Raw genomic sequence first — 22,621 nt, forward strand, 5'->3', positions numbered from 1 at the left:
ACGCAATCCGCCGCATCACCTCCGAGGACCTGGCCATGACCCATCCGTCGATCCACGCCCGCACCCAGCCCGACAAGATCGCCTATCAGATGGCCGGCACCGGCAAGGCGATCACCTATCGCGAGCTGGACGAGCTGTCGAACCAGGGTGCGCAGATGTTCCGCGCGCTCGGGCTCAAGGCCGGAGACCACGTCGCGCTGCTGATGGAAAATCGGCTGGCGTTCATGGAGATCTGCTGGGCGGCGCAGCGCGCCGGGCTCTACTACACCGCGATCAGCCGCTATCTGAAGAAGGACGAGATCGCCTATATCGTGCAGGATTGCGGCGCCAAAGTCGTGATCACCTCGCCGCAAGGCGCCGATTCGATCGCGCCGTTGCTCGGCGCCCTGCCCGGCGTCGAATTCTTCATGATCGACGAGCCGGCTCCGGGCTTCCGCTCCTGGGACAAGGAGGCCGGCGCGCAGCCGGTGACGCCGATCGCCGACGAGGTCGCCGGCTACGACATGCTGTACTCGTCCGGCACGACCGGACGCCCCAAGGGCATCAAGCGCGAGTTCGAAGGCAACGCCATCGACGTGCCGAGCCCGTTCCTCAGGCTGCTGTGCGAGCGGATGTGCGGTATGAATCAGGACAGCATCTATCTGTCGCCGGCGCCGCTGTATCACGCCGCTCCCTTACGCTTCAACATGATGGCCACCACGCTCGGCGGCACCTCGGTGATCATGGAGAATTTCGACGCCGAGCAGTTTCTGGCGCTGGTCGAGAAGTACAAGGTGACGCAGTCGCAGCTGGTGCCGACGATGTTCGTGCGAATGCTGAAGCTGCCCGACGACATCCGCGCGCGCTACGACGTGTCGACGCTGAAGGGCGCGATCCATGCCGCCGCGCCCTGCCCGGTCGACGTCAAGGCGAAGATGATCGAATGGTGGGGCCCGATCCTGATCGAGTACTACGCCGGCTCCGAGGGCAACGGCGTCACGGTGTCGACCTCGCAGCAATGGCTGACGCATCGCGGCACGGTCGGCAAGGCGGTGGTCGGCATCATCAAGATTCTCGACGACGCCGGCGAGGAGATGCCGACCGGCGAGATCGGCACGGTGTATTTCGCCGACGCGCCGGCGTTCAGCTATCACAACGATCCGGACAAGACCAAGCGCGCCTATAACGCGAAAGGCTGGTCGACGCTCGGCGATGTCGGCTATCTCGACGCCGAGGGCTTCCTCTATCTCACCGACCGCAAGAGCTACATGATCATCTCCGGCGGCGTGAACATCTATCCGCAGGAAACCGAGGACGTGCTGCTGACGCATCCCGACGTCGCCGACGTCGCGGTGTTCGGCGTGCCGAACGAGGAGATGGGCGAAGAGGTCAAGGCCGTGGTGCAGACGCGCGACGGCGTCAAGCCGGGCAAGGAGCTGGAGGCGAAGCTGATCGGCTTCTGCCGCGAGCATTTGTCGGCGATCAAGTGCCCGCGCTCGATCGATTTCGAAGCCGAACTGCCGCGCACGCCGACCGGCAAGCTGGTCAAGCGACACCTCAAGGATCGCTACTGGCCGAAGAAGGAAGCGACGACCGCGTGAACGGACATCATCCGGAGCGCCTGCGCGGAGCCGTCATGTTGAGGCGCGCGCCGGCTTCGGCGCGCCTCGAAGCTCGAAGGATGACCGCCACGCCTAGCCGGGGCCATCCTTCGAGGCCGCCGCTACGCGGCGGCGCCTCGGGATCACGGCAGGCATGGCGCGCCCGACGGGTCGCCAGCGGGTGCGTCCTGCGACCAAGATAACGGGTCCCTCCGGCGGGATGGCGCGCTATGTTGCGGGCTCGCTTGGTCAATCCCCTCGCTCCCGGTTCCATGACGTCTCGCTTCCAGATCCGCGCCGGCATTGCCGTGTCCGTCCTGGCTCATCTCGGGCTGGTCGGCATCGTGCTGCTGCTCGCCGAAGTGCGGCCGTTCGCCGACGTTCCGGAGCAGCGCATCGAGGTCGAGGTGGTGACCGCCGACGAGGCCCCGCCGCCGCCGCTGCCGGAGCCCAAACCTGAAACCAAGCCCGCGCTCGATCTGCCTGAGATCAAGCCGGAGTCAGAGACCAAGCCGGCCGCGCCGCCGCCGGAACCGGCCGCGCCACAGCCGCCGCTCAAGCCCGAGCCCGTGAAGCCTGAACCGAAGCAGCAAAAGGCCGAAGCACCCAAGCCCGACCTCAAGCCCGAGCCGGCGAAACCCGAAGCTGCGCCCCCGCAACCGACACCGGCCGCCTCTCCCGCTCCGACGTCCGCGCCCCAGGCGCAGCAGCCGGCGCCGTTTCCGCCGGCGATTCCGCAGGAGCCGGACATCACGGTGCGATATTCCGTAGCGCTCGGGCTTCCCGCCGACCCCACCTTCGACGCCCCGGCGGAGACCGTCGCCGATATCAGCGCCGAAGCAGTCGCGGCGCTGCGGCGGCGCTTGAAGTCGTGCGCGGCGCTGCCGGCGTCGGTGGCGCCGTCCGACAATGTCAAAATCGTGCTGCGGGTGGCGCTGCAGCCCGACGGCCGGCTGGCGCAGGAGCCGGTGCTGATCGAGGCCAGCGCCTCGGCGAAAGGCCCGGCGCTGATGAAGGGCGCGATCGACGCGCTGACCGCGTGTCAGCCCTACACCATGCTGCCGGTCGAGAAATACAAAGAGTGGAAGGTGCTCGACCTCGGCTTCACCCCGCAGGATTTCCGCGGCGGCTAGAGCGTTTTCAAGCGAAGTGGAAACCGGTTCGCGCGAAGAAAACGCGTCAGAACAAAATGTTAGAGCTCCGGTTCTGATTCTATCAGAGCCGGAAAAGCTCCAGGCGATGCAGCGCGCAAATCCGTCGACGCTCCGCCGACATAAAAAGAAGCTCCGGCCGAGACCGGAGCTTCAAGTCAAGGGAGAGACCGTCCGGCCGGCTGGCCGGACACGACTCCTGGAAACGAACTATCGGCCGTTGAAGCGATAGTTGAGCTTCAGCGCCAACACGTCGAGATCCTGCCGGATCCGGTAGATATCGCCGGTCAGCGCGAAGGCGACGTCGCGGCTGCCGAGGAAAACGTGATTGTACTCGGCGGCGACCGATATGTGCTCCGAGAACGCCAGTTCGAGGCCGGCGCCGACCGTCGATCCCCAGCGGGTTTCCGAGGCGTTGGTGAAAGTGATGCCGGTGTCGGTGGCGAACACGTCGTATTTCTCCTGCACCACGCCGGCGCCGCCCTTGACGTAGAGCAGCGCGTTGTTCGGCGCGTAGCCGAACCGGCCGTTGATCAGACCGAAGGCGTCGATCAGCGTGCGGTTGGTCTGGTTGGCGAACAACAGGCTGTCGCTCGTACCGCGCGCCCGTCCCCAGTCGCCCTGCGCCTCGACGCCGAACACCCAGCTTCCGACCTGATAGTCGAAGCCGACCTGCACGCCGCCGAACAGGCCGGTGAAATTGTGTGCGCCGTCGTCGCCGGTCGGCAGCAGCGGGCCGAAATAATCCCAACGCTTGTCGGAGAGCACGGCGCTGCCGTTGATGCCGATATAGACGCCGGTCCAATTATAGAGTGCCGGCACCGGCGGCGCCGCCTTGAGCGGCAGATCCGCGGCGAACGCCGGCGACGCCGCAGCCAGCGCCAACAGCCCGACCGACCCGAACAACCATGATTTCATCGTCAATCCCCTGCCCGCGCCACCCCGGACGCCCGATCAATATGACTACGAAGACCTCGTCGGCTTCGTCACTCCCGGCGCCGCGCAATGATCGCGGCGCCGCAGGCCTGCGCCCATCCGGACAGACCCGTCAGAACAGAATCGTCGAGTAGACGATGAAGGTGTTCTTGTCGTGCGGCGTCGCCGTGTCGCCGTCGAACTTGGTGTAATAGAAGTACTGCACGCCGACGCGCGTGTTGAACCACGGCCAGTATGGCGACTTGCTGGTGCCGAACGGCAGATAAGCGAGTTCAGCCATGAAGCCGGTGGTGTCCGGCACGTTGCCGGCATTGGCCGCATAGAGTCCGATGTCGGGCGTGCCCCAGGTCCGGAAATACTGCCCGGTCGCCACCACGCGATTGTCGCCGCCGATCGCGACCGTCGAGCTCACCCGCAGCGTGTTCAACCCGTTGGTGAGGTTGGCGGGCTGCACCGCCGAGGTCCATCCCGCATCGTAGCGCTGATCTTCGCGGATATAGGCCGCCTTCATGATGACCCAGTAGTCGGCGCCGCGATATTGGTACTGCGTATCGACGCCGTAGTCGGTGTATTTGTTGGTCATGCCGTAGGACGATTCCCCGACGATCGTCGGATCGCCGTTGAACGCCCAGGGATAGACTTCGAACCGGCTGGCGAAACCGCCGACCATCAGATTGTGGTCGCCGAAGCGCTGTTCGAGCGCGATGCGCCCATAGGGCGCGATGCCGGCGATCTGGCCCGGGCCGCCGAGCGGATCCGCGCCGAGACGCTTGGTGGCGTTGAAGCCGAGCGTCTTGTAGCCGGTGGCCTCGAGATACAGCATGTCGTTGATGAACAGATAGCCGCCGACGCCCCCGACGCGTTGGCCGTAGGGTCCGTCGATGACCGTGGCGGCAGCAGGCCCGGTGAAGCCGAGCTGGGTGGTGAAATAAGGATGCGTCCAGGCCGGCGCGGTGTTCCAGACGTCCTGCACTGTCGGATTGTTGTGCGCGGTGATGCCGAACAGCACATCCACGCCGGCAATCTGCCCGGCGGTGGCATAGCGCACGTCGACATTGTCCCAGGTCCAGACCCCCGCCGGATCGGCGATCCCCGGGAAGGCGTAGGTGAGCTGCGCAAAGACGCCGACATTGTCGCTCATCGCGCCGCCGGCGAACAGGCTGGCCTGGGCCATTCCGACGTTGTCGTTCGCCTTCCACTGATTGACGCCCGGGGTCCAGCCCGGATCAGGCGCCTGGGTATGGGTGGAGCCGGCGATCAGCATCACCGCGAGCGGCGGCAACCAGCCGGGATCTTCTTCGGCCTGCGGTTGAACGGCCGCGAATGAACTGTTGATCGCCTGCTGCGCGCTGCCCTGCGGCGGCTTCCTGAGCTGATCGCCAGAGCCGGACGTCGTCTCGGCGTAGGAGCGCAGCTCGGCGACGGCATCCTTCGGGGCGCTCCCCGGCGCGAGCACGCTGTTGAAGTCGCTGACGGTCGGGAACACCTTGCCCGACGGCGGGATCGGAAACAGCGTCTTGCGGAACGGACCGCCGCCCAGCGTGTAGCCGCCAAGCTTGAAGCGCCGCCCGAACGGCGTCAGTCCGAGCACGTCGGTGTGGCAATTGCCGCAGGGCTGTCCCGTCTGCCGGGCGAATAGCGGCAGCGCCTGAGCGGACGGCGTCGTCGTCAGGAAAGCGACCCAGACGGCCACGCTCGCCGCCGCAAACGCCAGCACTCCGGAGATCGTCCCGGTCTTCATCCTGATCTTCAAATGCGCTACGTATGTCAAATTCCGCCCCGATAAAATATAGTGTTCAATCACCAGCTGCGGGCTCGCAGCCCCGTAGGGCTACGGCCGCAACGTTTGGTCGTCCTCGCGCGAGGCGACGAGCTTAGGCCTTCGCGACAAACAGCGAACACCAGCCGTTGGCGCTCACCGTCCCGTCGATCACCTTGCAGGTGCTCGATGCCACAATGTAGTTCGTGCACTTTCCGCAGGTCTGGCCGCTGCGCGGCGAGGCCTGATATTGCGCGGCGGTCTTGGCCATTCTGCTCTGGGCCAGAACCTCACTGCCAGTCAGCCCGACGATCGCGGCGGCGCCGACAGCCCCCGCAGCGACCTTGAACATGTCGCGGCGAGATACTTCCAGAGAACACACTTCACGCGTTGTTTTGGTCACATCTTCCTCCCAGTATGGTCAGGTCTTTTTTATGTGGATTTGTTGTTGGACGACCGGCCGCTCGTTGGCAGACGATAATCGTTGTCAGTCCATACCAGTCGCCGATCTGGCGAAGAGCGCGCGTTAGTTTCTTGTACGGCTTACTAATCAGCGCGCATGGCGATCAGATCATTCACAACTACTCATCATCAATGATTCAGACCAAACGTCAATGGAATTGTCACCATTTCACCACTTTGTTGCCAAAGTGCTTCACATCACTTCCTCTCTGATACTTACGTAGTGCCGCCCGATGCAATTGCGATTTATTCGCACTCGCATGGCGTCATGAAGATGGATGAATCAGTCACTACGAACTCGCGGCTCACCCGGGTCAAGGCGCTCACAGCATCGAGATGCAGGTTCTGATCTGATAGTGGACACTGCTCACAGCGACGAACCGCACGACCGCACTGAACCGCGAGCGCTGATGGTTCACACTCGAAGACGCCCAGAACTAATCGCAAGCATCCGGATCAACGCAGGCTCGATCGACCTGAGCATCGCCCAGGTCGACCGAGCCTGCGCTTTATCAGAACCGGAAAAGCTCTAGAACTGATAGCCGATCGATACGCGGGCGTCGAAGCCGGCGCTGGCGTTGTCGCCGCGGATGGCATTGATGCCGGCCTTGAAGGTCGCGGCGTCCTGACGGGCCGCAATGGCGAAGCCGGCCCTGACGAGGTTGCGGCTGTCATAGGCCGAGACCTGGCTCACGGTGTAGCCGTAAAGCGCGGCGGTGGTTTCGACGCTCGGGTTCGACAGCGCGCGTTCGTAGCCGAGCGAGAGAGACGGCGCGATCTGCCAGCCGTAGACCTGACGCGGATCGAGCGCGACGTCGAGCCCGGCGATCGCGCTCGTCGCCGTGTAGCCGATGCGATCCACCGCCAGCGCCAACTCGCTGCCGCGCTCCTCGATACGGCCGAGCCCGACGCGGGTGGCGCGCAGGCCGAGCTGCGGGGTGAACGTCCACTGCGCCGCGCGGATCACGCTGCCGATATCGGCGCGGCCGCTGACGACGCCGCCCGACGCATCGCCGCTGGTTCCGCCGAGACCGCCGCCGAGGATTCGGCTGCTGTGATCGGTGAACCAGCCGACGCTGGCCCGCGCCTCTGCAAACGGGCCGGCGTCGAGGCTGGAGAGCCCGTAGCGGCCGCCGAAGGTCGCCAGCATGGTGTCGAGATCGGCCCTGCCGCCGGCGCTGCTGACCGAACCCGCATTGTAGCCGACGCCGACAAAGGCGCTGCTCTGCGCATCGATCCGCCAGGTGACGCCCGCCAGCGGCCCGCCGCTTCGTTCGATGCTCCGCGACACCCCGCTTCCGCCATCGGAGCTGAAGTAACCGCCGACGCCGGCCAGCCAAGCTTTGGTCTCGCCGACGCCGAGGTCGCGACCGCTGGCGTTGGGCGCCAACGCGGCGTCGATCCACAACGGCTGGCGCGCCAGGAAGGCGACCGTGTCGGCATGGAGTTGCCCGCCGACCAGGCTCTCGACGCCGCCGAGCGTGCCTGCGTCGACCGCCGACTGTAGATAATAATTGAAGGCGGTGTAGCGGCCCGACAGCGGCGAGTTCTGCAGCGCATTGAGCAGTGCGGCGCCGGACGCCGCGTTGCCGGTCATACCGTCCTGCCCCGGCAGGTTCGCGAAGTACACCATCTTGGCGCGCAGCACGTAGATGTCGGCCTGGGTGAGCCCGAGGCCTTGTATCAGATACGCCTGCATCGATCCGTATTGCGCGACGATCTGCGCAAGCCCGGCATGGAGATAGCTCTCCTGCACGCCGAGCATCGTCGCCGCAGTCGCCACCGCCAGATCACCCGCGGGACCGTTGCCGACCGCCGCACGGATCTGCGCCAGAGCGGCGCTGATCGACTCCGCCATATAGATATTCGAGGCGAGATAGGCCGTCAGAATGGTCTCGGGCGCGACTCCGGCGATGCTCTGCAGCAGCATCGAAGTCCAACCGGTGCGATCCTTGCCCGCGGCGCAATGGAACAGCGCAGCCGAGGGCTCGTTGGCGAGCGCGAGCAACGCCGAGCGGAAGCCTCCGCGCTGCGTCGCGTCGCTGACAAAATTCTGATAGGTCGCGATCAGATAGGCCGACGCTTCGCCAGGAGTCGCGACCGACGCGCTCGAAGGCGGCGCGTAGGTTCCGTAGATGTTGACGTTGATGTAACGCGCTCCGGCCGGCAACCAATCGTGACCGGCATTCGGAGCCGTGATGCTGGTCGGCCCGTCGATCTCCGACGGAGTCCGCAGATCGACGTCGAGTCCGATCCGAAGCGACGACAGCGTGCGCCAATCGGTCGTGGACAGCGTCGTCAACGCCTCGGAGCGATAGAACACGCCGGTCCGCATCGCGCCGCCATGCGTGGTCGGATCGACGAAGCCGCTGCCGCCGGCGTTCTCGGAAATTCCGGCGAGGTCGCGGAAATTCTGATCGGTGGCCAGAATCGGCGTCGTGATCGCCTGCTGCGCCAAGGCCGGCGAAGCCGACGCGCTCAGCGCCAGCGCGGCGCTCCACAGCATCGCGATCCGCCTGGACGGGGCAAGAGTCATGCGCTGCATCGACCGAATCTCCAGCTCCCGGCATCGCCGGATGCAGACCCCAGGCAGCGGCGAATACAATCGACACCTTTGTCGCGAGGTCTTCCGTCCGACCGTCGAACCGATGGAGCGCGCTGGCGACCAACGGACATTGCGGTCGCGTCACTGATAATCGTGCGTCGATCGATTCGGCTAGCGTCGAATGAAAGCCGCGCGCCGCCATTGACGACGCCTCATACAAGCACCACGAGGCCCATTGCGGATCGTTATCACTTTCATCCTGGCATCGCGCAATCCAACGCGGCGGATCGCGGAAGCCCATCGGCGGATCGACGACGAGAACTAATCGTCACGCCGCACATCGCGCCGCGACGGACCGGCCAACTAATCGCCCCCCCCCCCCGCGCGTCGCTGTTCGCGTCGATGATCGCCACACTCAGCGCGTAACACGCGCGGCAACCACGCGACGCGCACTGCGGACCCTCGCCAATCAACGAGCATCCGCACCGCGCCGGAAACGCTGCTGGTTCAATCGCTTAGCTGACAATGCCGCGAACCCGCCGCATTCGCCACAGCTTCGCCTCAGGGTTTTCCAAGTAGCTGGAGATACTACGCCGCCAGCAGCGGCGCCACTTCCTTCATATCGGCGGCGCGGTCGCCGAGCAGATGCTCTGCGATGGCGAATTCATTGCCGCCATTGGTGAGAGCGAAAGCATCTGGGGCGTTGAGGCGATGGTCGATGACGAGGCGCGACAGCAGCACGCGTCGCGCGTCGCCGCGCATCGCCTCGATCCGTGCGCCTTCCCACGCCAGCGCCACCGCGCTGGCGACGTGATACAACGAACTGGTAGCGCGCCGCGCATCCGCCTCGTACTCAGCGCAGCTTGCGACTTCGCGCGCGTAGCCGATCGCGCGATCGATCAGACCGTGGAGCTTGTCGCGCCAGTGCTGCGGCACGCGCGACGCGTCGTCGAGCCGCGCGTGCAGATCGGCGCCGAGTGCGGACTCCGCGCCGTGCCGGCCGATCGCGCGCTTCAGCGCGTCGAGCGCGACGATGTTGCCGGTGCCTTCCCAGATCGATCCGAGATGCGCATCACGTAGCAGCCGCGCGGTCGCGAACTCTTCGACATAGCCGATGCCGCCGCGCATCTCGAGCGCATCGCCGCACACCTTGCGCGCGTCACGCGTCGCGCGAAACTTCAAGGTCGGCGTGAGGATGCGTAGCAGCGCCGCTGCATCCTGGCTGCCGGCCTCGGCGCGATCGAGCGCATCGGCGGTGAGGAAGCTGATCGACATCCCCTGCTCGGTCGGCAGCAGGATCTTCATGAGTTGCCGCCGCGCCAGCGGCAGATCGACGATGCGTTGACCGAACACCACGCGATGCTTCGCCACCGTGATCGCGTCATGCCAGGCGCGGCGCATCAGCGCCGTCGACTTCACGCCGTTCGACAGGCGCGATGAATTGACCATCTCGGCCATCTGCACGAAGCCGCGATCGAGCCTGCCGACCGCATAGGCAATCGCGCCCTCGAGCTTGATCTCGCCCGACGCCATCGACCGGGTGCCGAGTTTGTCCTTCAAACGGACGATGCGGTAGTGATTGGGCGAGCCGTCGTCGAGGAAGCGCGGCATCAGAAACAGCCCGACGCCGCGCGTCCCCCGCCCCGCGCCTTCCGGCCGCGCCAGCAGCATCACAATTTTCGCATCGGTGTTGGAGCAGAACCATTTCTCGCCCGTCAGCCGCCAATGATCGCCATCGCGAGTTGCGACGGTTGTGAGCGTGCCGACGTCGGACCCGCCCTCTTTCTCGGTCATGAATTGACCGCCTTGGGTCAGCCTGGCCATGTCGGTTTGCGTCAGGCCGTCGAGATACTTGGCCTTCAGCGCGTCGTCGCCGAACTTCGACAACAGCTTGGCGCAGCCGTCGGTGACGTTGATCGGACAGCCCATGCCGAATTCGGCTTCATTGAACAGCAACGTGAAGGCGTGCTTCGCCGTCACCGGATAGACATCCGGCCATCCCATAATTCCCTGGCGGTGCGACAGCGCGTGAATGCCGAACGCGCCGAACGCCGCATTCTCCAGTTCACGATAGGCCGGGTGATACTCGACATATTGCGCGTCTCGGCCGAAGCGATCACGCTGGTGCAGGATCGGCGTATGCCGGTCGGCGGCACGCGCGCATTCGTCGAGCACGGAGCCTGCGAGACCGCCGAGCCGATCGAGATGCGGCTCGATATGGCGGACCAGCGCATCAGGCAGATGGATGCGCAAGAGATCGGCGAGCGATGGATCCGCGCGATAGAAATTCAGCCCCGTGGTGTCGGGCGCGATCAGATTCGCGGCATTGCCGGGCTTCGCCGCGGCCACGGCGACTTGACTGTTTCCTGCCAACATCTGCGTCTCTTTTTGTCGGAGTCTTCGGGCGCGTTGGGATGCTATAGAAAGCGACACGGATTGAGCCACAAAGCGAGCCGCAAAAGCAATCGAAGGATGTCGGCGATGAGGGTCGATCGAAACCGCGACGTTTGGTAATTCTGGAGACAGCGACGATGAAGGATCTCGTCACCCTGGCCGAAAAGGTCGCCGTTCGGCTGATCGCGCGGAAGCAGACGATCGCAGTCGCAGAATCGTCGACCGGCGGACTGATCGCGGCGGCACTGCTCGCCGTACCCGGCGCCTCGGCCTACTTTCTCGGCTCTGCTGTGGTCTACACCCGCGAGGCGCGGCGCACCCTGATGGACATCCCCGATCCGCAGATGAAGGGGCTGCGCTCGTCTTCCGAGCCCTATGCGGAGTTGCTGGCGAAGCAGATGCGGGCGCGGCTCTCCTGCGACTGGGCGCTGTCGGAGACCGGCGCGGCCGGCCCCGGCGGCAATCACTACGGCGACGCCGCCGGCCACACCTGCATTGCGGTCGCCGGTCCCTCACAAGCGGCGATGACGCTGGAGACGGGGAGCGCCGACCGGCTCGACAACATGCAGATGTTCGCCAGCACGGCGCTGACGTTTCTGCTGCACAATCTGGCAAAGCAGACGTAAGGCAAGTCAGGTAATGGCGCGGATCAGTGCGAGGCCGGCGAACAGCCCGGCGATCGCGAGCGCCACCGAGCCGAGCACGTAGAGAGCCGCGAGGCCAACCGCGCCGCGCTCGTACAACAGCGCGGCATCGAGCGAGAATGCCGAGAAGGTCGTGTAACCGCCGAGGATGCCGGTCATCAGGAACAACCGGACATGCTGCGACGAGCCGCCCTTGAAGGCGAAATAGCCGGCGATCAGGCCCATCACCAGCGAGCCGCTGACGTTGATGAAAAACGTGTGATACGGGAACGCGGTGCCCAGCATCCGCCCGCTGACGGTGTTGATGAAGTGGCGAAACATCGCCCCGAGCCCGCCACCGAGGAACACCAGCAGATACGTCATTCCAATTTCTCCGCGTCGCGCGAGGCCGGCGGGTCGTTGTGCCGCAGCACGGCAAGTCCTGCAAGGCTGCGGGCACGAAAAAGGCGGCCGTTGCGCGGCCGCCTTTCGATTACCCATCGTGAACGCGAGAGCCCGATCAGGCCCCGCGATCGGCCCGTTGATCAGACCTTGGAGTACAACTCCTCGACGTATTCCCAGTTGATGAGATTGTCGACGAAGGCCTTGAGATAGTCGGGACGGCGGTTGCGATAGTCGATGTAGTAGGAATGCTCCCAGACGTCGACGCCGAGGATCGGCGTGGCGCCGTGCACCAGCGGATTCTCACCGTTCGCGGTCTTGGAGATTTCGAGCTTGCCGTCCTTGACCGAAAGCCAGGCCCAGCCCGAACCGAACTGGCCAGCGCCGGCTGCGGCAAAATCGGCCTTGAACTTCTCGAGCCCGCCAAGGTCCTCGTTGATTTTCTTCTCGAGCGCGCCCGGCAGCTTGGTGCCGCCGCCATTCGGCTTCATCCATTTCCAGAAATGGATGTGGTTGAAGTGCTGGCCGGCGTTGTTGAACAGCGCGGCGTTCTTGCCGAACGAGCCCTTGACGATCTCCTCGAGCGACTTGCCCTCGAATTCGGTGCCCTTCAGCAGGTTGTTGCCGTTGGTGACATAGGCCTGATGATGCTTGTCGTGGTGATATTCGAGCGTCTCCTTCGACATATAGGGCTGGAGCGCGTCGTAGGCATACGGCAGTTCAGGAAGCGTGAAGGTCATGGGTCATCATTTCCACAATGGTGGGGGACTTCGTCTTAACGAGCCCCCTTATATTAGGTTCCGACTCCGGACCCAATATCTATTCTGAATTGCAACAGAGTGTCACACAGCGGCGACGCCGCCGATCCCGCGCGCGCATGAACGCGTTACCGGAAATGGCGCAATCGTACCGTTAGACTCAGGCGGTCGCAGGCACCGCCAATTCCTCGCGCCGCCGCGGCGGGCGGACATTCATCATCATCTGCGCGGTGCCGGCGATCAGCCCGATCAACACCGCGGCCTGCCAGGCGCGATCGTAATTGCCGAGGTGATCGTAGATCATACCGCCGCCCCACGCCCCCAGGAACGAACCGACCTGATGGCTGAAGAAAGCGATGCCGGTCAGCGTCGCCATGTAGCGCAGTCCGAACAGTTGCGCGACCAGGCCGTTGACCAGCGGGATCACGCCGAGCCACAGCGCGCCCATCACCGCGGCGAACACCAGCGTCGTGGTCGCCGAGGCCGGGAAGTAGAAATACGCCGCGATCGTCAGCGAGCGCACGATATAGATGCCGCCGAGCAGATATTGCTTCGGATAGCGACCGCCCAGCCAACCGCAGGCGTAAGAGCCGATCACGTTGAACAGCCCGATCACCGCCAGCGCGGTGGCGCCGAGCGACGGGTCGAGACCGCAGATCGCGAGATAGTTCGGCAGATGCGTGGTGATGAAGACGAGCTGCAGCCCGCAGACGAAGAACGCGATCGCCATCACCATGAAGCCGGAATGGCCGAGCGCAGTCTGCACCACCTGACCCGCCGACTGATCCAGATCGTCGGCCTTGTCGATCTCGATATCGTCGGAGCGACCCGCGAAGAATGCGGATGGCAGCATCACCGCGGCGAGGCCGAGGAAGCCGATCAGCGCCATCTGCCAGCCCGAGGTGGTGATCAAGGTTTGCGCCAACGGCGAGGCCAGCACCAGGCCGAGCGATCCCGCGGCCGAGACCGCGCCCATCGCCACGCTGCGCTTGGCGGCCGACACCGTGCGCGAGGTCGCCGTCATCGTCATGCTGGAGGCGGTGCAGGACAGCGCGATGCCGACGCAGACGCCGCAGCCGAGCGTAAACACCAACGCCGATTCGGCGATCATCATCAGCACCAGACCGGCGGCATAGATCAGCACGCCGCCGAGCATCACCCAGCGCGAGCCGTAACGGTCGGCGATCAGCCCGACCATCGGCTGCGTCACGCCCCAGATGATGTTCTGCAGAGCCGTCGCCAGCGAGAAGTCGGCGCTGGTGATGCCGACGTCGCGGATCACGGAAGGTTGAAACAGTCCGAAGCTCTGCCGCATCCCCATCGCGAGGCTGAGCAGCACCGAGGCGCCGATCAGGATCGACCAGCGCTGAAACGGGCTGAGCTGAGCTGCCTTCATAGGACGTTTTCCTCTCGCGTTGCGATTTTGAGGGTATTCATGCCCTGAAATACGATGCTTGGCTATCCGTGCTCCCGGTATCGTGGTTCTGCATGGGACGCAGGGGTGAATGTCGCCGATCGCGCGCGACCTCTGCCGGCGACGGTGGCGGCGCCTGCGCCGGGTGCAGACCCCGCGGGCTTGCGCACCCATGGCATGTCGACCATAATTCAATGATCGACAGCCGCCGGAGAGCGGTGAGCAAGGGCAGAAAACGCATGACCATCGACGCGCCGGCCGATACGCCCCTGCCCGCTGCTTCGGCCAACCGGCTGCTGACCGCGCCGATCCTGCCGACGTTGATCCGGCTGGCGATCCCGAATGTGATCGCGATGGTCGGCACCGCCGTGGTCGCGGTCGCCGAGACCTCCTATATCGGCCGGCTCGGCACCGAGCCGCTGGCGGCGATCGCGCTGGTGTTCCCGTTCGCGATGCTGACGCAAATGATGTCGGCCGGCGCGATGGGCGGCGGCGTGTCGTCGGCGGTCAGTCGCGCGCTCGGCGCCGGCGACCGCACGCGCGCCGAGGTGCTGGCGCTGCACGCCATCATCATCGGCGTCTGCGGTGGCCTCGTCTTCACGCTGATCATGCTGGTGTTCGGCCGGTCGTTGTATTCGCTGCTCGGCGGCCGTGGCGAGGTGCTAGAGCAGGCGTGCAGCTATTCGGTCGTGCTGTTCTCGGGCGCGGTGTCGATCTGGCTGGTCAACACGCTGGCCTCGGTGCTGCGCGGCACCGGCGACATGATCCTGCCTGCGGCCACGCTGCTCGGCGTCGCCGCGCTCCAGATCGTGATCGGCGGCACGTTCGGGCTCGGCCTGTTCGGCCTGCCGCGGCTCGGGATGGCGGGCGTCGCCTCCGGTCAATTGATCGCGTTCTCGCTCGGCGCGGTGTTTCTGCTCCTCTACATGGCGAGCGGACGCGGCCGGTTGCGCCTGCGGGTGAAGTCGTTTGCGTTTCAGCGCGTGATGTTCATCGATATTCTCAAGGTCGGCGCGATGGCCTGCCTCGCGCCGCTGCAGTCGGTGCTGACGATCCTGATCTTCACCAAGATTCTCGCGACGTTCGGCACCGCGACGCTGGCCGGCTACGGCATCGGCTCGCGTCTCGAGTTCCTGCTGATTCCGATCGCTTTCGCGTTCGGCGTCGCCTCGATCCCGATGGTCGGAATGGCCGTCGGCGCGGGCATGATCGCGCGGGCGCGCCGCGTTGCCTGGACTGCCGGCGCAGTGTCGGCGCTGATCATCGGCCTGGTCGGCGTAGCGCTGGCGATCCAGCCGTCGCTGTGGGTGTCGCTGTTCACCAGCGATCCTGCCGTGGCCGCCGCGGCGCATTCCTATTTTGGCTGGGCCGGCCCCGGCTTCGCCTTCTTTGGGCTCGGCGTGACGCTGTATTTCGCCTCGCAGGGCGCCGCGAAGGTCGGCGGTCCGGTGCTCGCTGCGACCGCGCGGCTGCTGCTGGTCGCGGTCGGCGGCACGGCGCTGGTCGCGGCCGACGCGCCGGCCTCGGCGCTGTTCGCACTGGTTGGCGCCGCGATGGTGGTCTACGGTCTCGGCACCGCCGGCGCGATACGGATGACACGCTGGGTCAAGTGAATCCAGCGGCCTCGCGCCGCTGCGTCAGTCATTGATCTGGCGCGAATCCCCTGCTCTGCTATTCAGCGCGCTGCGACGCACAATCAGTCGCGCCGCGCCGAATGATCTTTCTGGAGGACGAATGACTGCCCGAACTGCTCTCGTTGCCGCTGCGTTGCTCGCTGTGCTGGCGCCCGCTGTCGCGAACGCGCAATCGGCGTCCGGTCCGCAAGGCACCTGGCTGACCCAAGCCGGCGACGCCAAGGTGCGGATCAAGAGCTGCGGCGCGGCGCTGTGCGGCACAATCGTCTGGCTGAAACAACCGATCGACCCGAACACCGGCAAGCCGCAGATCGACGACAAGAATCCGGACCCGGCCCGCGCCTCGCGACCGGTGATCGGACTGCAGATTTTCGGCGACATGCGGCCGGTCTCGCAGGGCAAATGGTCGGGACACATCTACAATGCCGATGACGGCAAGACCTATGAGAGCAGCATCTCCCACACCGGGCCGACGACGCTGAAGGTCGAGGGATGCGTCGGCGCGCTGTGCGGCGGCGAGGCCTGGACGCTCACCGGTCGCTAGAGCGTTTTCGAGCGAAGTGGAAACCGGTTCGCGTGAAGAAAACGCGTCAGAACAGAAAGTTAGAGCTCCGGTTCTGATTCTATCAGAACCGGAAAAGCTCTAGGCAGACGGCCCGTAGCGCCTCAGGCTTTCATCGCCTTCAACGTCATCGCCGCGGAGGCATAGCCGCCGCGGGCGCCGTCGATGAAGTGCACGTGATCGCTGCGCATCGCCGAGGGCGTGAAGCAGGTCATCATTGCAGCGTCCTGGCGAAACAGGCCGTAGCGCGCAATGCCGGCTGACGATGCCTCCACGAGCAACTGCTCCAGCGCATCCGCCAATTCGGGGGTGCAGTCCAGGATCATCCGCAGGCCGTCGTCGTATTTGCGGAAGTCTGAATTCTCCACCACCTGCGCGACATAGGTTTGCGGAGCGAAGCCGCCGACCTTGATGCCGAAGCGCATGATCAGATACGCGAACAAGGTGTAGAACAGGACGAAGACGCGGCGCATGATCAGCGGACCGCCACGCGTGGCGCGTGCTTCGAGATCGAACCCGGCGGGCGGCCATCGCAATCCGGGACCCTGCGACGGCACCGGCCGGCCCGCGTCGGGACTACGCTCGGTTCGCGCCACCGCCTCCTCGATCAGACTGCGAAACGCCGCCGGATCGGCATTGGCCGCGGGCACGATCAGGACCGACAGGATCACGCCCTGCGCCGAGGGGATTTCCTCGAACCGGCACGACAGGCCGGTGAGATCCGGCGTGGCGCCGGGCGGCCCCGGCGCGATGGCAAATTCGCCGCGCTTCATCGCGGCCTCGGCCCAGCCCAAACCGCCGCCCGAGAACATCGCGTAGGACACATGAGGCGACGGCGCGAACCGGGCGACACGAACGTCCAGGCCCTGCGCCCGGACGACCGCCACCGGCACCAGCGCAATGCGCATCGTGAGATCGAGTTCGTCCCGGACCCAGGCAGCGGCGGCCGACAACGCCTCGCGCGCCCGATCGAGATCGTCCGGCCCGACGGCAAAACTCGCGCCGTCGCCGCCGAACACGAACGGAAACTCGCGTCCTTCGAGCGCATTGGCCACCGCGGCGATCACCGATGCGCCAGCCATGTTGACGGCCTTGTAGCGCTGCGCGGCGATCGCCTTGGTCGAATCAACGACATCTGCCGTGCCGATCGACCAGTCGTCGGGCACCGCCGAATACAGCGCGGGGTCCATCAGACTGCGAAAGCCGCGAAACACCGCCACGCTGTCATAGAATGCGCCGCTGCCGCGTCCGCCCATGATGGCCAACCCTTATGCCGATCGCCGGACAAGATACGACGGCGATGGATTTGAGTTTGCAAGCGCGCCAGGAAAGTTCAGTCGCCGTTGGCGCACATGCCCAGCATCGCCGTCACCGTGCCCCGCACGCAGCGCGTCAAAGTGATGTCGGTATACAGGCCGTAGGCGAAAACCGCCAAGGCCAACAGGATGATGATGCCGAGCGACTTCAAGCGATGCACTTCCAACTGGCGGAGCCGTCGAGCTTGAGCTTAGCTGATCCGATCGTCCGCCCGAAAGGATCCCAAGCTGCGATCATTGCGATATCGCGGCCTTGATCGCAAGCCTGGATTGAATTCTAAGGAAGGTCGACCCGTTGCGTGCGTTGATCCGTGGCTTCGCTGCCGGTTTCGCGCAATGCCCATGATCGTTGCACTCTGATTCGAAGACCGACCACGATGCGCTTCACTTTCATTCATGCCGCCGATCTTCATATCGACAGCCCGCTCGCGGGGCTTCGCGCAAAGAACGAAAACATCGCGCGCAGTTTCGCGGACGCCGGGCGAAAGGCCGTGCAGGCGCTGATCGACGAGACGATCGCCAGCAAGGCGGCGTTCCTGATCATTGCCGGCGACATCTTCGACGGCGACTGGAAAGATGTCACCACGGGATTGTTCTTCATCGGCGCCATCAGCGCGCTGCATCGCGCAGGGATTCCGGTCTTCATCGTCAAGGGCAATCACGACGCCGAAAATCTGATGTCGCGGGATTTGCCCTATCCGGGCAGCGTGACCGTGTTTCCGACGCGAGCGTCGACGGTCATGCTCGAAGAGCATCGCGTGGCGCTTCATGGCCGCAGCTTTCCCGATCGCCTGACCGCGGACTTCGTCGCGACCTACCCCACACGTCGCGAGGGCTGGCTCAACATCGGCGTCTTGCACACGTCGCTCGACGGAAGTCGCGGCCACGAGGGATATGCGCCGTGCAGTTTGGACGACCTCAAGAGGTTTGGTTACGATTACTGGGCGCTTGGACATGTTCATGCCGCGGAAATCGTCAGCCGTGACCCATGGATCGTGTTCCCCGGCAATCTGCAGGGACGCAGCGTCCGCGAAACCGGACCGAAGGGCGCTATGCGGGTCACCGTCGAGGATGGCCGCATCGTCGACGTCTCGCCGCTGACGCTCGACAGCGCACGCTGGGCGCACCTGACGATCGATCTCGCCGGCTGCGCCGACGAAGCGCAAATCCTGCCCCGCGTCACTGCGGAGCTCTCCGACGTCCATGCGCAAAGCAAGGGGCGCGCGCTTGCCGTCCGGGTCACGCTGACTGGAACGACGACACTGCATAACCACCTGATAGCCCGTCGCGAAATGTTGCAGGACGAACTACGCGCCAGCGCGCTGCATCTCGCCGACGATTGCTGGGTCGAACAACTCAAGATCAGGACGACGCTTCCCGCGCAGCCGGTCGTCGCAGGCCCCGACACCGCGAACATCGATGTCGCTGCCCTGCTCGGCGAAGCCGCGCAGGATCCGAGTTTTGCGGCCGCATTGGCCGAGCTGACCGAGACCATCAGGGCGAAGCTGCCGCGAGACTTGCAGGACGAGTTATCAGCATCGGACACCGTCGCGTCCCTGACCGAGGACGCCCGCGCGTTGCTGGTCGGAGAGCTGTCGTGAGAATCGAAGAACTCGCGCTGGAGCGCTACGGCATCTTCACCGACCGCAAAGTCTCTTTCGATCCGCAGGCGTCGCTGCATGTGGTGTTCGGCGCCAATGAAGCGGGCAAGACGTCGGCGCTGTCGGCGATCGCCGATCTGCTGTTCGGCTTCGGCGCGCGGACCGACTACGATTTCAGGCACGATAGCAAACTGCTGCGACTGGGCGGCACCTTCCGTCACTCCGACGGCCGCGTGATCGAGGCGCGGCGGCGCAAGGGCAACAAGAACACGCTGCTGGACGCCGACGATCAGCCGTTGCCCGACGATCATTTCGCCGCACTTCTCGGAGGCGTTTCGCGCACCGCCTTCAACAGCGAGTTCGGGATGACCGCGCAGACGCTGCGGGAAGGCGGCGAAGAGCTGCTCAGCGCAGGCGGCCGTCTCGCCGAAACACTGGCGGCGAGTTCAGCAGGCATGGCCGAATTATCGCGCACCAAGGACCGCTTGCAGGAGCAGGCCGACCAGTTGTTCAGCGCGCGCAAATCCGCCAGCAAGCCGTTCTATCTGGCGGCCGAACGCCGGGAGGCTTCCGAGAAGGACCTTCGCGAGGCCATCGTCACCCGCGAGGCACTGCGACAACTGCAGGCCTCGGTGCAGGACGCGGCCTCCGAGCTGGAGAAGCTCAAGGTCGCTCATGCGGCCTGCGGCAGCACGTTGGCGCGCTGGCAACGAATGTTGCGGGTGCGATCGCAGCTGACGCGGCTGGACCGCATCGAGGCTGAACTGACGGGGCTTGCCGACCTGCCGGTCGTCGCCGAGCAGACGCTCGCGGATTGGCGCGCCGCGATCGATCGGCGGGCCGCGCTTGAAGCCGAGATCGCCGCGCTTGACGAGGCGGCGGCGACGGATGCCGCCGAGATCGCCACTCTGGACGTCGATGACGCGCTGCTGTCGGAGGACGCCGCGATCGAGATGCTGCGCGAACGGCTGGGCGCGGTGCGCAAGGCGGCAGCCGACCTGCCGCGACGCCGTCAAGACCGCGCCAGCGCCGAGGCGACGCTTGATGATTGCGCGCGGCGGCTCGGGCTGGTCTCGCATGTCGAGCTTCTGGCGAAGCTGCCGACGGACCCGGCGCTCGCAGATGCGCGCGATCGCATCGAAATGATGCGGCGCGCGACGCAGGAATTGGCCGAAATCGAAGCCCGGCACGGTCGCGCGCGACGAGACCTCGAGGCATTCGCCGCGCGGGAGGGCGAAGAGCTGCACGTCAGCGACATCGAGCCGCTGCGCCAACGCTTCGAGGCGCTTGGCGACATTCCTGCGCAGGACGAGCGCCTGTACCGCGATCGCGCCGTGTATGCACGCGAGATCGAAGCCATCAGGGATGCCGTCGCAGCGCTCGATCCAGCGCCGGGACCGCTCGACCGGGTGCGCGCCTTGCCCGCGCCGGACCGCGCCACGATCACCAAACACGCCGCCGCCGTCGAGCTCAGCGAAGCGGAGCTGAAGCGGCTCGATGCGGAGATTTCGAAACTCGACGATTCAATCGCGGCGACCGAAGCCGAGCTGGCGCGGCTGTCGAGCTCTGGTGCGGTGCCGACCCGGGCCGATCTGATCGCGGCACGACACGCGCGCGACGCGAAGCTCGACGCACTCTGCGCCGGCCTCGACGGCGACCGTGACAATCGCCTCGCCCGCTTCGACGAGGTCACCGATACGTCGCGCAAGATCGACGGCATCACCGACTCTCTGCTGACCGACACCGAGCGCGCGACCCGCCACGAAGACGCACAGCGGCGGATCGTCGACGCGCGCAACGAACGCGCGCGCGCGGAGACCAAACGCGCCAGCCTGACGACCGGGCTGGCGGAAATCGCCGCGCGCTGGACCAAGGCCTGGGCCGCTTCGGGCCTGCAGCCTCGGGGCGCGGCCGAGATGCTGCGCTGGCGCGAGCGGCTCGACGATGTCGTCGCGCGGCTCGACAAATGCGATCTGCAGCGCGCCGGCATCGACGCGCTGGCCGCCGCCCTCGAAGACGGCAAGGCGGCGATCATCGCGTTTCTCGACAGCGTCGGACGCCGGCCCACTCCCGACGCGCCGGCCGGGGTGCTGTATCGCGAAGCCAAGGGTCGGTTCGACCAATTGCAGGCGGCGTGGAGCGAGACCAAGGCCCGTGCGGTGGAGAAAGCCCGCCTCGAACGCGACCTGACCGAGGCCGATGCAGCCCGTGCGCAGATCGAGATTCGCCTTGCGGATCTTCGGCAGCATTGGCCGCGGACGATGAGCGCGATCGGGCTCGCCACCGATGCGACGCCGGTGCAGGCCGAAGCGGCGCTGTCGATCTGGAACGCGGTGGGCGTGCCGCGCGCCAGCTTCGAGCGCGAGGGGCGCAGCGTCGATACCATCATGTCCGATCTGCAGGATTTCGAGACGGAGGTGACCGCGCTGATCGATCGGGTCGCGCCGGACCTGCGCGGCGTTTCCGCCCAGGAGGCAATGCCGCGCCTCGCGGAACGTTTGGGCGACGCCCGCCGCGGCAGCGAAGCGCGCAGGCGGTTGCAGGGAAATGCGGCGAAGCGTGCGGCCAATCGAAATACATCGGTCGCGCAGCTGGCTGCAAGCACCAGCGTACTGGAAGACGCCAGCCGGTCGCTGCGCACCGATATCGCCGCACTGCCGGAGCTGCTGTCGCGTCTCGCCACGCGGCTGGCATTGCAAGCCGAGCAGTTGGCGTTGCGGAGCCATCTGCTCGAGATCGCCGACGGTCACAACGAAAGCGCGCTGCGCCAGGAGCGCGACGGAATCGACCTCGACCGCTTGCCGGCCGACATTGCCAGCGCGACGGTGCAACAAGACCAACTGCTGAAGGACATCTCGGACGCGGCGGCCAACCACAACCAGCGGCAGCGCGAATTGGACGAGCTGACAAAGGGCCGCGATGCCGCGGGCGCCGCCAGTCGGCGCCGCGAGGCGGCTGCCGAGATGCTGTCGATCGCGGAAGACTGGCTGCTGCGCTCGGCGGCTTCGCTGCTGGCCCGCCGTGCCATCGAGCTTCATCGCGCCAAGGTGCAGGATCCGATGGTCGCGCGCGCCGGCGACTTGTTAGCGCTCGCGACCGCAGGCGCGTTCGCGGGGCTCGGCATCGACTATGGCGACGATGACCAGCCGACTCTGGTGGCCCGGCGCGCGTCGGGCGAACGGGTGCCGCTCTCGGGACTGAGCGAGGGAACGCGCGATCAGTTGTTCCTGGCGCTGCGCCTCGCCTTGCTCGAGCGCCGAACCTCAGAGCCGATGCCGTTCATCGGCGACGACCTGCTGGCGAGCTTCGACGACAGACGCACGCTGGCAACGCTGCGATTGCTGGCCGCAGCCGGAGCGCAGCGCCAGATGCTGCTCTTCACGCATCACCAGCACGTGGCCGATCTCGCGTTGTCACTCGCAGATTATCGCGTCGATCTCATCCATCTGTAGATCGAGCGAGGAGTGTCGCCGGACGTCGTTTC

General features: G+C 65.6%; 17 protein-coding genes. 7 read left to right on the forward strand and 10 right to left on the reverse strand.

The window, feature by feature from the left end:
- Nucleotides 1-35: 35 nt before the first annotated feature.
- Nucleotides 36-1,580: an acyl-CoA synthetase gene (locus tag BMY71_RS08245; protein ID WP_092683167.1), complete on the forward strand. Its 1,545-nt coding sequence runs from the start codon at nucleotides 36-38 to the stop codon at nucleotides 1,578-1,580.
- A 272-nt stretch (nucleotides 1,581-1,852) separates the two neighbouring features.
- A complete protein-coding gene (locus BMY71_RS08250) occupies nucleotides 1,853-2,713 on the forward strand; it encodes a hypothetical protein (RefSeq protein ID WP_175557634.1) in 861 nt (286 codons plus the stop codon).
- A 228-nt stretch (nucleotides 2,714-2,941) separates the two neighbouring features.
- Here BMY71_RS08250 and BMY71_RS08255 read toward each other — a convergent pair whose 3' ends face one another.
- The 5 genes from BMY71_RS08255 to BMY71_RS08275 all read right to left on the reverse strand — a co-directional run bounded on the left by BMY71_RS08255 (nucleotide 2,942) and on the right by BMY71_RS08275 (nucleotide 10,809).
- Nucleotides 2,942-3,649: an outer membrane protein gene (locus BMY71_RS08255; protein ID WP_092682986.1), complete on the reverse strand. Its 708-nt coding sequence runs from the start codon at nucleotides 3,647-3,649 to the stop codon at nucleotides 2,942-2,944.
- Between the two features lie 130 nt (nucleotides 3,650-3,779).
- A complete protein-coding gene (locus tag BMY71_RS08260; RefSeq protein WP_092683169.1) occupies nucleotides 3,780-5,408 on the reverse strand; it encodes a hypothetical protein in 1,629 nt (542 codons plus the stop codon).
- A gap of 133 nt (nucleotides 5,409-5,541) precedes the next feature.
- Nucleotides 5,542-5,829 (reverse strand): high-potential iron-sulfur protein, encoded by a 288-nt coding sequence (locus BMY71_RS08265; protein ID WP_011504005.1) that lies wholly within the window; start codon nucleotides 5,827-5,829, stop codon nucleotides 5,542-5,544.
- 588 nt (nucleotides 5,830-6,417) lie between these two features.
- Nucleotides 6,418-8,424 carry a tyrosine-protein phosphatase gene (locus BMY71_RS08270; protein ID WP_244526008.1) on the reverse strand — a complete coding sequence of 669 codons (2,007 nt, stop codon included), beginning with the start codon at nucleotides 8,422-8,424 and terminating at the stop codon, nucleotides 6,418-6,420.
- 597 nt (nucleotides 8,425-9,021) lie between these two features.
- Entirely contained in the window at nucleotides 9,022-10,809 is a 1,788-nt protein-coding gene (locus BMY71_RS08275) for an acyl-CoA dehydrogenase family protein (protein ID WP_092682990.1), read from the reverse strand.
- Nucleotides 10,810-10,964: 155 nt separating this feature from the next.
- Between BMY71_RS08275 and BMY71_RS08280 the strand changes: the two genes are divergently transcribed.
- Nucleotides 10,965-11,453, forward strand: a complete 489-nt coding sequence (locus BMY71_RS08280) for a CinA family protein (protein WP_092682992.1) — start codon at nucleotides 10,965-10,967, stop codon at nucleotides 11,451-11,453.
- A 6-nt stretch (nucleotides 11,454-11,459) separates the two neighbouring features.
- Here BMY71_RS08280 and crcB read toward each other — a convergent pair whose 3' ends face one another.
- From crcB to BMY71_RS08295, 3 genes are all read right to left on the reverse strand, one after another.
- Nucleotides 11,460-11,834 carry a fluoride efflux transporter CrcB gene (gene crcB, locus BMY71_RS08285; RefSeq protein ID WP_011504009.1) on the reverse strand — a complete coding sequence of 125 codons (375 nt, stop codon included), beginning with the start codon at nucleotides 11,832-11,834 and terminating at the stop codon, nucleotides 11,460-11,462.
- A 161-nt stretch (nucleotides 11,835-11,995) separates the two neighbouring features.
- On the reverse strand, nucleotides 11,996-12,592 hold the full coding sequence (locus tag BMY71_RS08290; RefSeq protein ID WP_092682994.1) for a superoxide dismutase: 597 nt from the start codon (nucleotides 12,590-12,592) through the stop codon (nucleotides 11,996-11,998).
- A gap of 178 nt (nucleotides 12,593-12,770) precedes the next feature.
- Nucleotides 12,771-14,006 (reverse strand): MFS transporter, encoded by a 1,236-nt coding sequence (locus tag BMY71_RS08295; protein ID WP_092682996.1) that lies wholly within the window; start codon nucleotides 14,004-14,006, stop codon nucleotides 12,771-12,773.
- Nucleotides 14,007-14,263: 257 nt separating this feature from the next.
- On the opposite strand from BMY71_RS08295, the gene BMY71_RS08300 reads away from it, so the two are divergent.
- Both BMY71_RS08300 and BMY71_RS08305 read left to right on the forward strand, forming a co-directional pair.
- A complete protein-coding gene (locus BMY71_RS08300; RefSeq protein ID WP_092682998.1) occupies nucleotides 14,264-15,637 on the forward strand; it encodes an MATE family efflux transporter in 1,374 nt (457 codons plus the stop codon).
- A 121-nt stretch (nucleotides 15,638-15,758) separates the two neighbouring features.
- Nucleotides 15,759-16,202: a DUF2147 domain-containing protein gene (locus BMY71_RS08305; RefSeq protein WP_092683000.1), complete on the forward strand. Its 444-nt coding sequence runs from the start codon at nucleotides 15,759-15,761 to the stop codon at nucleotides 16,200-16,202.
- Between the two features lie 122 nt (nucleotides 16,203-16,324).
- Here BMY71_RS08305 and BMY71_RS08310 read toward each other — a convergent pair whose 3' ends face one another.
- Together BMY71_RS08310 and BMY71_RS25425 are read right to left on the reverse strand one after the other, a co-directional pair.
- Complete coding sequence (locus BMY71_RS08310; protein ID WP_092683002.1) at nucleotides 16,325-17,476, reverse strand: DUF3095 domain-containing protein; 1,152 nt, start codon at nucleotides 17,474-17,476, stop codon at nucleotides 16,325-16,327.
- A gap of 77 nt (nucleotides 17,477-17,553) precedes the next feature.
- A complete protein-coding gene (locus tag BMY71_RS25425) occupies nucleotides 17,554-17,688 on the reverse strand; it encodes a hypothetical protein (RefSeq protein WP_283804811.1) in 135 nt (44 codons plus the stop codon).
- A gap of 225 nt (nucleotides 17,689-17,913) precedes the next feature.
- Here BMY71_RS25425 and BMY71_RS08315 point away from each other — a divergent pair, with 225 nt between their 5' ends.
- Together BMY71_RS08315 and BMY71_RS08320 are read left to right on the forward strand one after the other, a co-directional pair.
- Nucleotides 17,914-19,137: a metallophosphoesterase family protein gene (locus BMY71_RS08315; protein ID WP_092683004.1), complete on the forward strand. Its 1,224-nt coding sequence runs from the start codon at nucleotides 17,914-17,916 to the stop codon at nucleotides 19,135-19,137.
- The gene (locus BMY71_RS08320) at nucleotides 19,134-22,589 is read left to right on the forward strand and encodes a YhaN family protein (RefSeq protein WP_092683006.1); all 3,456 of its coding nucleotides are present in this window, start codon (nucleotides 19,134-19,136) and stop codon (nucleotides 22,587-22,589) included. Before BMY71_RS08315 ends, BMY71_RS08320 begins: the two co-directional genes overlap by 4 nt.
- Nucleotides 22,590-22,621: the final 32 nt, after the last annotated feature.

Origin of the sequence: Rhodopseudomonas pseudopalustris (assembly GCF_900110435.1) — a bacterium.
GTDB classification, from domain to species: Bacteria; Pseudomonadota; Alphaproteobacteria; order Rhizobiales; family Xanthobacteraceae; genus Rhodopseudomonas; species Rhodopseudomonas pseudopalustris.

Excerpts from the sequence above, each read along its gene's own strand:
- BMY71_RS08290 (WP_092682994.1), bottom strand. The coding sequence starts at position 12,592 with ATGACCTTCACGCTTCCTGAACTGCCGTATGCCTACGACGCGCTCCAG.
- BMY71_RS08315 (WP_092683004.1), top strand. The coding sequence starts at position 17,914 with ATGCGCTTCACTTTCATTCATGCCGCCGATCTTCATATCGACAGCCCG.
- crcB (WP_011504009.1), bottom strand. The coding sequence starts at position 11,834 with ATGACGTATCTGCTGGTGTTCCTCGGTGGCGGGCTCGGGGCGATGTTT.
- BMY71_RS08280 (WP_092682992.1), top strand. The coding sequence starts at position 10,965 with ATGAAGGATCTCGTCACCCTGGCCGAAAAGGTCGCCGTTCGGCTGATC.
- BMY71_RS08305 (WP_092683000.1), top strand. The coding sequence starts at position 15,759 with ATGACTGCCCGAACTGCTCTCGTTGCCGCTGCGTTGCTCGCTGTGCTG.
- BMY71_RS08255 (WP_092682986.1), bottom strand. The coding sequence starts at position 3,649 with ATGAAATCATGGTTGTTCGGGTCGGTCGGGCTGTTGGCGCTGGCTGCG.
- BMY71_RS08310 (WP_092683002.1), bottom strand. The coding sequence starts at position 17,476 with ATGGGCGGACGCGGCAGCGGCGCATTCTATGACAGCGTGGCGGTGTTT.
- BMY71_RS08295 (WP_092682996.1), bottom strand. The coding sequence starts at position 14,006 with ATGAAGGCAGCTCAGCTCAGCCCGTTTCAGCGCTGGTCGATCCTGATC.
- BMY71_RS08275 (WP_092682990.1), bottom strand. The coding sequence starts at position 10,809 with ATGTTGGCAGGAAACAGTCAAGTCGCCGTGGCCGCGGCGAAGCCCGGC.
- BMY71_RS08270 (WP_244526008.1), bottom strand. The coding sequence starts at position 8,424 with ATGACTCTTGCCCCGTCCAGGCGGATCGCGATGCTGTGGAGCGCCGCG.
- BMY71_RS08250 (WP_175557634.1), top strand. The coding sequence starts at position 1,853 with ATGACGTCTCGCTTCCAGATCCGCGCCGGCATTGCCGTGTCCGTCCTG.
- BMY71_RS08300 (WP_092682998.1), top strand. The coding sequence starts at position 14,264 with ATGACCATCGACGCGCCGGCCGATACGCCCCTGCCCGCTGCTTCGGCC.
- BMY71_RS08260 (WP_092683169.1), bottom strand. The coding sequence starts at position 5,408 with ATGAAGACCGGGACGATCTCCGGAGTGCTGGCGTTTGCGGCGGCGAGC.
- BMY71_RS08245 (WP_092683167.1), top strand. The coding sequence starts at position 36 with ATGACCCATCCGTCGATCCACGCCCGCACCCAGCCCGACAAGATCGCC.